General features: G+C 69.7%; 12 protein-coding genes. 1 reads left to right on the forward strand and 11 read right to left on the reverse strand.

Features of this window, described 5'->3' with window-relative positions:
- Window positions 1-2: 2 nt before the first annotated feature.
- The 10 genes from rng to ACXJLU_RS17440 are packed head-to-tail and all read right to left on the reverse strand — an operon-like array spanning window position 3 to window position 8974.
- Window positions 3-1508, reverse strand: coding sequence for a ribonuclease G (rng, locus tag ACXJLU_RS17395; protein WP_457333041.1), 1506 nt, complete (start codon window positions 1506-1508; stop codon window positions 3-5).
- Window positions 1509-1533: 25 nt separating this feature from the next.
- Window positions 1534-2136, reverse strand: coding sequence for a Maf family protein (locus tag ACXJLU_RS17400; RefSeq protein WP_457333043.1), 603 nt, complete (start codon window positions 2134-2136; stop codon window positions 1534-1536).
- 16 nt (window positions 2137-2152) lie between these two features.
- Complete coding sequence (gene rlmH, locus ACXJLU_RS17405; protein WP_073467143.1) at window positions 2153-2620, reverse strand: 23S rRNA (pseudouridine(1915)-N(3))-methyltransferase RlmH; 468 nt, start codon at window positions 2618-2620, stop codon at window positions 2153-2155.
- Window positions 2617-3468 (reverse strand): ribosome silencing factor, encoded by an 852-nt coding sequence (gene rsfS / locus ACXJLU_RS17410; RefSeq protein ID WP_457333045.1) that lies wholly within the window; start codon window positions 3466-3468, stop codon window positions 2617-2619. Before rsfS ends, rlmH begins: the two co-directional genes overlap by 4 nt.
- Window positions 3469-4062, reverse strand: a complete 594-nt coding sequence (gene nadD, locus ACXJLU_RS17415) for a nicotinate-nucleotide adenylyltransferase (protein ID WP_457333047.1) — start codon at window positions 4060-4062, stop codon at window positions 3469-3471. It lies immediately after the preceding gene.
- Window positions 4059-4985, reverse strand: coding sequence for an oxygen-dependent coproporphyrinogen oxidase (hemF, locus tag ACXJLU_RS17420; protein ID WP_457333049.1), 927 nt, complete (start codon window positions 4983-4985; stop codon window positions 4059-4061). Before hemF ends, nadD begins: the two co-directional genes overlap by 4 nt.
- Window positions 4982-6283, reverse strand: coding sequence for a phosphoribosylamine--glycine ligase (purD, locus tag ACXJLU_RS17425; RefSeq protein ID WP_073467147.1), 1302 nt, complete (start codon window positions 6281-6283; stop codon window positions 4982-4984). The genes hemF and purD overlap by 4 nt, the downstream gene beginning before the upstream one ends.
- A 44-nt stretch (window positions 6284-6327) precedes the next feature.
- Window positions 6328-7485, reverse strand: coding sequence for a glycosyltransferase (locus ACXJLU_RS17430; RefSeq protein WP_457333051.1), 1158 nt, complete (start codon window positions 7483-7485; stop codon window positions 6328-6330).
- A complete protein-coding gene (locus ACXJLU_RS17435; protein ID WP_457333053.1) occupies window positions 7482-8252 on the reverse strand; it encodes a glycosyltransferase family 25 protein in 771 nt (256 codons plus the stop codon). Before ACXJLU_RS17435 ends, ACXJLU_RS17430 begins: the two co-directional genes overlap by 4 nt.
- A complete protein-coding gene (locus ACXJLU_RS17440; protein WP_457333055.1) occupies window positions 8252-8974 on the reverse strand; it encodes a YebC/PmpR family DNA-binding transcriptional regulator in 723 nt (240 codons plus the stop codon). The genes ACXJLU_RS17435 and ACXJLU_RS17440 overlap by 1 nt, the downstream gene beginning before the upstream one ends.
- A 91-nt stretch (window positions 8975-9065) precedes the next feature.
- Between ACXJLU_RS17440 and ACXJLU_RS17445 the strand changes: the two genes are divergently transcribed.
- Window positions 9066-10619 (forward strand): helicase HerA-like domain-containing protein, encoded by a 1554-nt coding sequence (locus tag ACXJLU_RS17445; RefSeq protein ID WP_457333057.1) that lies wholly within the window; start codon window positions 9066-9068, stop codon window positions 10617-10619.
- A gap of 4 nt (window positions 10620-10623) precedes the next feature.
- Here the strand turns inward: ACXJLU_RS17445 and ACXJLU_RS17450 are convergent.
- Window positions 10624-12207, reverse strand: a 1584-nt coding sequence (locus ACXJLU_RS17450; protein ID WP_457333059.1) for a M14 family metallopeptidase, incomplete at its 5' end; no start/stop codon positions are given.

Below are 12207 nucleotides of genomic sequence, written 5' to 3' on the forward strand. Positions count from 1 at the left end.
CTTCAGAGCAGCACGATGTCGTACAGCTCCGGCGACCCCGCCGCTTCGGACTGCAGCGAGATCGGCTTGCCGATGAAATCGCTCAGGCCGGCCAGGTGCTGGCTTTCTTCGTCGAGCAGCATCTCGACCACCGAGGGCGCCGCGATCACGCGGAATTCCTTCGGGTTGAACTGCCGCGCCTCGCGCAGGATCTCGCGCAGGATGTCGTAGCAGACGCTGCGCGGGGTCTTCACCTGGCCCTTGCCGCCGCAGGTCGGGCACGGCTCGCACAGCATGTGCGCGAGCGACTCGCGCGTGCGCTTGCGCGTCATCTCGACCAACCCGAGCTGCGTGAAGCCGCTCACCGTGATCTTGGTGCGGTCGCGCGCCAGCTGCTTGCGCAGTTCGCCGAGCACCGTGCCCTGGTGCTCTTCGCGCGCCATGTCGATGAAGTCGATGATGATGATGCCGCCCAGGTTGCGCAGCCGCAGCTGGCGCGCGATCGCCTGCGTGGCCTCGAGGTTGGTCTTGAAGATGGTGTCGTCGAAGTTGCGCGCGCCGACGTACCCGCCGGTGTTCACGTCGATCGTGGTCAGCGCCTCGGTCTGGTCGATGATCAGGTAGCCGCCCGACTTCAGGTCGACGCGCCGCGCCAGCGCCTTCGCGATTTCCTCGTCGATGTTGTACAGGTCGAAGATCGGCCGCTCGCCCTTGTAGTGCTGCAGCTTGCCGACCGAGCCCGGCGTGTACTCGGCGCCGAACGCCACCAGCTGCTCGTGCTGCATCAGCGAATCGATGCGGATGGATTGGGTCGCGTCGTTCACCAGGTCGCGCAGCACGCGCTCGACCAGGCTCAGGTCCTGGTGCAGCAGCGTGCCCGGCGGCGACTTGAAGCTGCGCTCGCGGATCGCGGTCCAGGTCTTGCGCAGGTAGGCGATGTCGTCGCCCAGCTCGGTGTCGGTCGCGTCCTCGGCGTTGGTGCGCAGGATGAAGCCCCCGCCCGCATAGGCCGTGGCCGGCGGCTGGCCGGCCTCGGTCTTGCCGGTCAGCTCGTTCATGCGGGTGCGCAGCTGGTCGCGCAGCTCGTGCGAGCCGATCTTCTGCGAGATGCCGATGTGGTCGTCCTGCGGCAGGAACACCAGCATGCGCCCGGCGATGCTGATCTGCGTGGACAGCCGCGCGCCCTTGGTGCCGATCGGGTCCTTGATGACCTGCACCGTCAGCGTCTGGCCTTCGAACACCAGCCGCTCGATCGGCGGCGGCGGCGCGGCGCCGGGCGCGTGGTCGTTGCGCGGGCTGCTGCCGATCACGTGCACGTCGGCCACGTGCAGGAACGCCGCGCGCTCGAGCCCGATGTCGATGAAGGCCGACTGCATGCCCGGCAGCACGCGGGCCACGCGGCCGGCGTAGATGTTGCCGACGAGGCCGCGCTCGAGCGTGCGTTCGAGGTGGAGTTCCTGCACCGCGCCGTTCTCGACGATCGCGACACGGGTCTCTTGGGGTGCCCAGTTGATGAGGATGTCTTGCATGGGCGCTCTTGTTGTGGCGGCGCCGTCAGAACCTGACGCGCGCTTGTCTCAGCAGTTGGGCCGTTTCGTACAGGGGCAAACCCATGATACCGGAGTGACTGCCGGCGATGCGCCGTATCCAGCCGGCCATCGCGCTCTGGATCGCGTACGAGCCGGCCTTGCCGAACGGCTCGCCGCTCGCGATGTAGGCCTCGATCCACGCGGTTGGCAGCGGCGCCACCTCGACGCGCGAGACGTTGACCAGCAGTTCGCGCCGCCGGCCATGCGCCAGCGCCACCGCGGTCAGCACGCGATGCGTGCGGCCCGACAGCAACCCGAGCACGCGGCGCGCATCGTCGGCATCGGCCGGCTTGCCGAGGATGCGGCGCCCGACCGCGACGGTGGTGTCCGAGCACAGGATCGGCGCGGCCGGCAGCCCGCGTGCCGCATGGCGCTTGCGCGCGGCGGCCAGCTTGGCGAGGGTCACGCGCTCGACGTAGTCGGCCGGCAGTTCGCCGGGCCGCTCGGCCTCGAGCGCCTCGGCGTCTTCGTCGGCGCCGGGCAGCAGCAGCTCGTGGCGCACGCCGATCTGGTCGAGCAGTTGGCGGCGGCGCGGGCTCTGCGACGCGAGGTAGATGAAATCGTGCATTCGAGGGTGCAGCGCGCTATTCGCGGTGGTAGGGGTGGTTCACCGTCAGCGTCCAGGCGCGGTACAGCGCCTCGGCCAGCAGCACCCGCGCGAAGGCGTGTGGCAGCGTCAGGTCGGACAGGCGCATCGTCTCGTCGGCACTGCGCTTCAGGTCAGCATCGAGCCCGTCGGGGCCGCCGATCACGAAGGCCACGTCGCGCCCGTCGGGCAGCCAGGCCTTCATGCGGGCCGCCAGCTGCACGCTGGTCAGGCGATCGCCGCGCTCGTCGAGCACGACGCGGCGCACGCCCTTCGGCAGTGCCGCCTCGATGCGCGCGGCCTCGGCCGCCATCATCTGCTCGGCGGTGCGCGAGCCGCGGGTCTCGGCCTTGACGGCCTTCAGCTCGAGGCGCATCTCCGGGGGAAAGCGCTTCGCGAAGTCGTCATAGGCCGTCTCGGCCCATGACGGCTGGCGCTGGCCGACGGCGACCAGCAGCAGCTTCACGCGCGCGAGGTCTTCTTCGCCGGTGCCTTCTTGGCGGGTGCCGTCTTCGCAGGAGCCTTCTTGGCAGGTGCCGTCCTGGACGGAGCCGCCTTGACGGGCGCCCTCGTCGCCGGCGCCTTGCGGGCTGCGACCGGCTTGGCGGCGACCTTCCTGGCGGCACCCTTGGCCGGTGCCGCCTTGGCCGCGACCTTCTTCGCCGGTGCGGCGCTCTTCACGCCGACCGTGCGGGTCACGTTGCCGGATTTCGCCGGGGCCGCCTTGCGGGCCGGGGCCTTCGCCGGAGCCGCCCTGCCGGCCACCGTCTTGGCAGCGACCTTGCGGGCCGGCGCCTTGGCCGCAGGAGTCCTGGTCGCCGGTGCCTTGGCGGGCGCTGCCTTGGCAGTCGTCCGGGTCGCCGTCGGCTTCGCGGCCGCGGTCTTCGCCGGCGCCTTGCCACCCGCCGCCTTCTTCGCCGGTGCCTTCTTCGCCTCCGGCTCCTCGGCCTTCACGAGCCGGACCGGCGCCGCGTCGACCTTGAGCTTGATCGGCTTGTCGCCCCAGATCTCCTCGAGGTGGTAGTACTCGCGGATCGACGGTTGCATCACGTGGACCACGGCGGCGCCGCAGTCGACGATGATCCATTCGCCGTTGTCCTCGCCCTCGGTGCGCAACACCGGGAAGCCGCCCGATTTCACCGCATCACGCACGCTGGCTGCGAGGGCCTTGGTCTGGCGGTTCGAGGTGCCCGAAGCGATGATCACGCGCTCGAAGAGCGGTGAAAGATGCTCGGTGTTGAAGACCAGGATGTTCTGTGCCTTCACGTCTTCCAGACCATCGACGATGGCGCGCTGCAGTTTTCGGATGTCCATTCAACTCCTGAGATCGCCTCTGTATAGGGCGTATTGGGCAATATAGCGCGCCACGGGGGCGGGCACCAGATCGTCGACCGCAAGTCCCCGGGCCACGCGGGCACGGATCTCGGTCGACGACACGTCCATCATCGGCAGCGGCACCGCCCGGTGCGGCAGGGCCTGCACCTCGCGGCTCGCCGCCATCGTCACGCCGGGCCGGTTCGCGACCGCGAGCGTGACACGCTGTAGCAGATCCTGCCAGCGCAGCCAGCTGTGCAGCCTGGCGTACTGGTCCTGGCCGATCACCAGATACCACTCGACGCCCGGCTCGGCGGCCTGCAGTTCGCGCACGGTGTCGAAGGTGTAGCTCGCACCGCTGCGGCGCAATTCGCAGTCTTCGAGCGAGAAGCGCGGCTCGTCGGCGATCGCCAGCCGCACCATCGCCTCGCGGTGCACGGCGGGCGTCAGGTCGCGGTGTTTCTGCCATTGGCGACCGGCCGGCACCCAGCGCAATTCGTCGAGTTCGAGTTGCGACAACGCCACACGGGCCAGCGCCACATGCGCGATGTGCACCGGATCGAAGCTGCCGCCGAACAGCGCAATGCGTTTCAAGCGGGGTTCTCGTCGGCCCACGCGCGCGGGCGCAGGAAGTCGGTGTACAGCCGCGCCTCGGGCGTGCCGGCCTCGGGCGACCAGTTGTAGCGCCACTTCACGAGCGGCGGCATCGACATCAGGATCGATTCGGTGCGCCCGCCCGACTGCAGCCCGAACAGCGTGCCGCGGTCGAACACCAGGTTGAACTCGACATAGCGGCCACGCCGGTAGGCCTGGAAATCGCGCTCGGTCTCTCCGAAGGCCAGCGCCTTGCGACGCTGCACGATCGGCAAATACGCCGGCACGAACGCATCGCCCACCGCCCGCATCATCTCGAAGCTGCGCTCGAAGCCGAGCTCGGAGAAATCGTCGAAGAACACGCCGCCGATGCCGCGCGGCTCGTTGCGGTGCTTCAGGAAGAAATACTCGTCGCACCACTGCTTGAAGCGCGGGTACTTGTCGTCGCCAAAGGGCGCGAGCGCGTCGCGGTTGACACGGTGGAAGTGCCGCGCGTCGTCTTCGAAGCCGTAGTACGGCGTCAGGTCCATGCCGCCGCCGAACCAGGTGACCGGCGCGCCGCCGGCCGGCAGCGCGGCCAGCATGCGCACGTTCATGTGCACGGTCGGCACGAACGGGTTGCGCGGGTGGAAGACGAGCGAGACACCCATCGCCTCGAACGGCGCCCCGGCCAGCTCGGGCCGGTGCTGCGTCGCCGACGGCGGCAGCACCTTGCCCTTCACGTGCGAAAAGCTGCAGCCACCGCGCTCGAGCAGCCCGCCCTCTTCCACCAGCCGCGACAGGCCCTCGCCCTCGAGCTTGCCGCCGGGCTCGCGCACCCAGTGGTCGGTGACGAAGGGATCGCCGCCTTCGGCCTCCATCGCGCCGATGATGCGCGACTGCAAGCCCAGCAGATACGCGCGGACCGCGCCGGTGTCGCTCATCGCTTGATGGCCCGGTGGCCGATGTCGCGCCGGAACTGCATGCCGTCGAAGTGGATGCCCTGCAGCGCCTCGTAGGCACGCTGCTGCGCCATCTTGGCCGAATCGCCGAGCGCGGTGACGCACAGCACGCGCCCGCCCGAGGTCACGACGCCGCCCTTCGCCGGCGCGGTGCCGGCATGGAACACCATCGCATCCGGCTGCTCGGCCGGCAGCCCGGTGATGGCGTCGCCCTTGCGCGGGTCGAGCGGGTAGCCGCCGGCCGCCATCACGACGCCGAGTGCCACGCGCCGGTCCCATTGCAGCTCGACCTGGTCGAGCGTGCCGTCGGTCGCGGCCATCATCACGTCGAACAGGTCGCTCTTGAGCCGCATCATGATCGGCTGCGTCTCGGGGTCGCCCAGCCGGGTGTTGAACTCGATCGTCTTCGGCGCGCCTTCGTCGTCGATCATCAGCCCGGCGTACAGGAAGCCGGTGAACGGCACGCCGTCGCGCGCCATGCCGGCGATGGTCGGCAGGATGATCTCGTGCATCACCGTGGCATGCACGTTCGGCGTGACGACCGGTGCCGGCGAGTACGCGCCCATGCCGCCGGTGTTCGGGCCGACGTCGGCGTCCTGCAGCCGCTTGTGGTCCTGGCTGGTGGCGAGCGGCAGCACGTTCTTGCCGTCGCACATCACGATGAAGCTGGCTTCCTCGCCCTGCAGGAACTCCTCGATCACGACGCGGGCGACGCCGGCGTTGTGCTGCACGCCGAGGCGGTTGTTCTTGCCATCACCGGCAACGGCACCGAGGATCCAGTCGATCGCCTCGTGCGCCTCGGCCAGCGTCATCGCGACGACCACGCCCTTGCCGGCCGCGAGGCCGTCGGCCTTGATCACGATCGGCGCGCCGTGCTTGTCGACGTGCGCATGCGCCGCCTTCGGGTCGTCGAAGGTCGCGTACAGCGCGGTCGGGATGCCGTGGCGCTGCATGAAGTCCTTCGCGAACGCCTTCGAGCTCTCGAGCTGCGCCGCCGCCTGCGTCGGGCCGAACACGCGCAGCCCACGCGCGCGGAATTCATCGACCACGCCAGCCGCGAGCGGGCCCTCGGGGCCGACCACCGTCAGCGCGATCTTCTCGGCCACCGCGAAGTCGGCGAGCGCCTTCACGTCGGTGATCGCCACGTTCTTCAGCCGCGCGTCGAGCGCGGTACCGCCATTGCCGGGCGCGACGTAGACCACCTGCACCTTCGATGACTGCGCGAGCTTCCAGGCCATCGCGTGCTCGCGTCCGCCGGAGCCGATCACCAATACTTTCATTCTGTTCACCACGTCCTTGCGATAAATGATCCGGATGCCCGTCCTCAGCCGGCCAGCAGGGCGGACAGCCGCGCCCCGAGCAAGGGCCAGTCGAGGTGGCGGCGCGCGTAGCCGTGCCCCTCGCGGCCCCGCTGCTGCAGGCGCTCGGGCGACTGCAGCAAGCCCTCGATGGCCGCCGGAAAGTCGTCGATTGTCGCAATTTCCAGCGCCGCCATCGCCTCGGGCGGCAGCCCGCGCGCACCGAACACCGTGCTGACCACCGGAATGCCCAGCGTCAGGTACTCCAGCAGCTTCATGTTGATGCCGGAGCCGCTGGTGATCGGGTTCAGCGCCACCGTCGTGCGGCGCAGCTGCGCCTCGAGGTCGTCGACGAAGCCGAGCGCCTCCACGTTCGGCGGCAGCTGCTTCGGCAGGCGAAGGCAGCAGCTGCCGATCAGGCGGAACCGCACCTGAGGCAGGCGCGGCGCGATGCGCGTGGCCACCGCCAGCGCGGCCTCGTTGTTGGCCGGCCAGTCGGAGCCGACGAAGGTGGCCACCGGCGGCTCCACGGCCTCGCGCAGCATCGGCTGCACCGGCACCGAGGCGCCCTTGAACCCGAGGTGCAGCCGCTTCGGGTCGACACCGAATTCGGTGGTGTAGGCCTCGGCATCGATCGGCGAGCAGGCGAGCAGCACGTCGGCGCGCCGGCTCAGCGAGCGCTCGGCCTCGCACATCGCCTGCAGGCTGCGGGCGTCCAGCGTGCCGGCGGCCAGGCGTTCGCGCAGCAGCTGCCGCTCGAAGTTCTGCGAGTCGTAGACCACCTGCTGGGTCGCCGGGATGCGTGGCGCCAGCACCGGCCAGATCCACGGCGTCGCGAAGATCACCGTCGGCGACGACGCGGCGGAGGCGGCGAGTGCGTCGACGATGCTGCGGGTGCGCGCGGTGCGCAGCAGGTTGCGGGTCGGCCCGTCGCGGTACAGCAGCTTCGGGGCGATCAGCGCGTTGCGCCACGACTTCGCGGCGCGCCCGCCGATGCGCTGGTAGCGCAGGCCGTTCGGGTAGGTGCCTTCGTCGATGCCAGTGGCGCCCGGCTCCAGGAACACGTAGCGGCAGGGCCGCACCTGGTTCAGCGCGCCGAACAGGTGGTACGTGGCCTTCTGGCCGCCGGTCTTCACCGGGTAGAGGTCGCCGATGCCGAACACCGGGATGCTGCCGGCACTCACCACGTCATCACCTGCCTGCGGATGAAGGGCCGCACGAACAGCTGGTAGATGAACTTCCGGTAGGCGTAGCGGTGCAGCCAGTGGACGATGCCGCGCTCCTCGACCTGCCGGGCCAGCGCGGTGGGCGCGGCGCGGGCCGCCCCGAGGTTGGACTGTGCCGCCAGTTCGGACAGGCCCACGCAGTACGGCACCACCGCGCGGATGGTGGCCAGCTTCTCGCGGCGGAACTCGTCCCAGATGTCGGCCGGCAGCCGCACCGGCCGCAGGCCGTGCAGCAGCGAGCGTGCGGCGGCCTGGTTGATCACGTAGGCATGCGCGCCCCAGGTGCCGTCGAGCACCGGCGCCAGCAGATGGCCGGCGTCGAGCCGGCGCGACGCGAAATAGGACGTGAGCTTCACGCAGTTGAGCAGCACCACCAAGGGCGTGTCGACCTGCATCAGCGGCTCGATCGCCGCCAGCACCTGCGGCAGCGCATCGCCCGGCCTCGCATCGTCTTCGAGCACCAGCGCACACGCCAGCCCGCGCTCGACCACCTGCTGGTACACGCCCAGGTGGCTGAGCGCGCAGCCGATCTCTCCGCGCGTCATCGGATGGCGGCAGCGTGCGGCGGCCGCGGCGTCGTAGGCGTGACCGATCGCCTCGTCGGTCAGTGCGTCGCCCAGGACGGCGGGGAACAGCTCGTGATCAAGCCCCTGCCGCTGCAGCCCGGCGGTGATCTGCTCGCGCCGCGCCACATCCTTGACAAGGTTGATGACGAAACATTGCATCAGACCATCACGGCGTTGTGGAAGACATCCTGCGTGTCGTCCAGGTCTTCGATCACGTCGAGCAGCTTCTGCATGCGCTGCGCGTCTTCGCCGGCCAGCTCGATGGTGTTCTCGGCGCGCATCGTGACCTCGGCCACGTCGGGCTTCAGGCCCGCGCCTTCGAGTGCGGCCTTGACCGCCTCGAAGTCGACCGGCGTGCACAGCACCTCGATCGCGCCGTCGTCGTCGGTCACCACGTCTTCAGCCCCGGCTTCGAGGGCGACTTCCATCACCTTGTCTTCGCTGGCACCCGGCGCGAACACGAATTGGCCGCAATGCTTGAACTGGAAGGCCACCGAGCCTTCGGTGCCGAGGTTGCCGCCGTACTTGCTGAACGCATGGCGGATCTCGGCGACGGTGCGCACCCGGTTGTCGGTCATGCAGTCGACGATCACCGCGGCGCCGCCGATGCCGTAGCCCTCGTACCTGATTTCCTCGTAGCTGACGCCTTCGAGGTTGCCGGTGGCCTTGTCGATGTTCTTCTTGACGGTGTCGGCCGGCATGTTGGCGGCCTTGGCCTTCTCGACCGCCAGCCGAAGCCGCGGATTTTCCTTGACGTCGCCGCCGCCCTGTCGTGCGGCGACCATGATCTCGCGGATCACGCGGGTCCAGATCTTGCCGCGTTTTTCATCCTGACGCCCCTTACGGTGCTGGATGTTGGCCCATTTCGAATGTCCGGCCATGAAGGCTCCTCTGAAGGCCCACGCCGGCAGCCGGGTGGGCAATGTTCTTGGATAGACTGCAATTTTACTTGTCCGCCCACCGGAGACCCCCATGGCCGAGCCGATCCTGATCGCGAAGCACGACAAGGCCGAGTGTTTCCTGCTGCCGGCACTGGCCAATCGGCATGGCCTGATCACCGGCGCCACCGGCACCGGCAAGACGATCACGCTGCAGACGCTGGCCGAAAACTTCAGCAAACTGGGCGTTCCGGTCTTCATGGCCGACGTGAAGGGCGACCTGACCGGCATCACGCAGGCCGGCAAGGTGAGCGACAAGCTGGCCGCGCTGCTGAAGGAGCGCGGGCTGGACGCGCCGGCCTCGGCCGCCTGCCCCGCCACGCTGTGGGACGTGTTCGGCGAGCACGGCCACCCGGTGCGCGCCACCATCAGCGACATGGGCCCGCTGCTGCTGGCCCGCATGCTGGCGCTCAACGAGACGCAGGCCGGCGTGCTGAACCTGGTGTTCAAGATCGCCGACGACAACGGGCTGCTGCTGCTCGACCTGAAAGACCTGCGCGCGATGCTGCAGCACGTCGGCGAGAACGCCAGCCAGTTCACCACCGAATACGGCAACGTCAGCGCGGCCAGCGTCGGCGCGATCCAGCGCGGGCTGCTGCAGATCGATGAGCAGGGCGGCGACAGGTTCTTCGGCGAGCCGATGCTGAACATCAGCGATTTCATGCAGACCGTCGACGGCCAGGGCGTCGTCAACGTGCTCAGCGCCGACAAGCTGATGAACGCGCCGCGCCTGTACGCGAGCTTCCTGCTGTGGATGCTGTCCGAGCTGTTCGAGCAACTGCCCGAGGTCGGCGACCTGGAGCAGCCGAAGCTGGTGTTCTTCTTCGACGAGGCGCACCTGTTGTTCAAGGACGCGCCGGCCGCGCTGGTCGAGCGCATCGAGCTCGTCGTGCGGCTGGTACGCAGCAAGGGCGTCGGCGTCTACTTCGTGACGCAGAACCCGCTCGACATCCCCGACACCGTGCTGGCCCAGCTCGGCAACCGGGTGCAGCATGCCCTGCGCGCGTTCACGCCGCGCGACCAGAAGGCGGTCAAGTCGGCGGCCAGCACGATGCGGGCGAACCCGGGGCTCGACATCGAGACGGCGATCACCGAACTGGCGGTCGGCGAAGCCCTGGTCAGCCTGCTCGACGAGAAGGGCCGGCCGAGCGTCACGCAGCGCGTGTTCGTGTTGCCGCCGGGCAGCCAGATCGGGCCGATCACGCCGCAGCAGCGCCAGGCGCTGGTCGCGAGTTCGCTGGTGGCGGGTGTGTACGAGAAGGCGGTCGACCGGGAGTCGGCCTACGAGAAGCTGAAGGGGCGCGGCGTGGCGAGCGCGGATGCGGGGCGCACGGCGCCGTCGTCGTCCTCACCTTCAACCACGCAGATGCCGACGCCGACTGCCGGCCAGCCGGCTGAAGCCGGGGCCGGCTGGGGCGGCATGCTCAACGACGTGCTGTTCGGCAGCACCGGCCCGCGCGGCGGCAAGCACGACGGGCTCGCGCAGACGATGGCGAAGTCGGCGGTGCGCACGATCGGCACCAGTGTCGGCCGCGAGCTGATCCGCGGCGTGCTCGGCAGCCTGATGGGCGGCAGCAAGCGCCGCTGAACGCCTACGGCAGCACGCTGAGCTTCACGCCCGGCACGGAAGTGACCCGCGCCTCGCTCGTCACGCTGCCGATGATGCCGTTCGCGAAGAAGCTGTTCTGCGTGTCCGGCTCCAGCGCCGCGATCACCAGGTTGGCGAGCGGCTGGCTCAGCGGCACGTAGTAGCTGCCGATCGGCACGTCCATCAGCGCCTGCGTCAGCTGCACCTGCGCATGCACGACCGCGCCGCCGTCGGCGATGGTGCCGCGCACGTCCTGGCGCGCACCGCTCTGGCGGCTCGTCTCGGCATACACCTCGCCCTGCATCACGCCCATCGCGGCGACCTGCTCGACGCGCACGCCCAGCGTACGCAGGCGCATCACCGCGTCGCTCTGGTCGGCGGCCAGCCAGTAGCCGCAGGCGCGCGGGCGGGTCTTCAGCGGCTGCAGCTCGAGCGCCGAATCCCAGTTGACCACCAGCGCCTTGTCGGCGCCGGTCGCCGGGTCGATCATCTGCAGCGTGTACTCGCTGGGCGTCGGGCCGGCCTCGACCACCGCGTCGCCCTGGCAGGCCTTCGCGGCCACCTCGGCATCCACATACTGGCGCAGCTTCACCAGGTCGGCCGAGCGGTCGGCCGCGCTGCGCAGGAAGCTGTCGAGCGCGACCACGTGCGTCTGCACGCGGCGCTTCAGGTGCAGGCGGCCGATGCCGACGCCGCGCGTCTCGATCAGGATGCTGACCGCGTTCTTCAGCCCGTTCACGTTGCGCCCGGTGTCGGGTTGCGTGCCGCCCATCGAGATCTTCTTGTCGTTCACGTCGACCGAGGTGGTGTAGTACCACTCGGCGCTGAGGCCCTGCTGCTTCAGGCTCGCGAGCATCGGCTGGCGGAACCATTCCTCCGAGGCCTTGGTGATGAACTCCGGCAGGTTGGCGGTGGTCGCGTACTGCACCAGCGCATCGAAGCGCTGCAGCGCGCCGAACTTCTCGAGGAAGCGGCCGACCACCGTGTACTCGTGCGAATCGACGACCAGCACCGGCTGGAAGTCGCGCACCAGCCGCGCCTGGGCCTGCGCCTCGGGGGTGCGCAGCAGCAGGTGGTCGCGGTTGGCGTCGATGCCGCTGGCAGTGACGCGCCGCTGCGCCTGCGCGCCGTCCGGGTTGGCGCGCGGCAGGATCACGACGTTGACGCGGTCCAGCAAGTCCTGCAGGCTGCCGCCGGCGAGTTCGCGCGCGAGCACGATCAGCGCCTCGCTGCCGGCCGGCTCGTCGCCATGCTGCTGGCCGACCAGCAGCACCGTCGGCCGGCCGCTCTTCAGCACCGCGGCGGGCGACATGTCGGGGTTGCGGGTGAACAGCAGCGCCTCCAGCGGCACGCCCGCCTGCGAGCTGCCCAGCGGCAGCAGCGTCGCATTGCGGCCGCCGTGCACGATCTCGCGCAGCACCGCCTGCAGCTCGGCATTGGTCGTGAACCCCGGGTGGCCGGGCTGGAAGGCCGGTGTGCGGAAATCGACCGCGGGCTCCGGGAAGCGGGCGGCGACCGCGTCGTTGTAGGGCGCGGGCTGCAACGCGTCGGCCGACGGCGCGGGGGTCGGCGCCGCAGCGGTCGGGGC

The organism is Rhizobacter sp. P5_C2 (assembly GCF_054049715.1).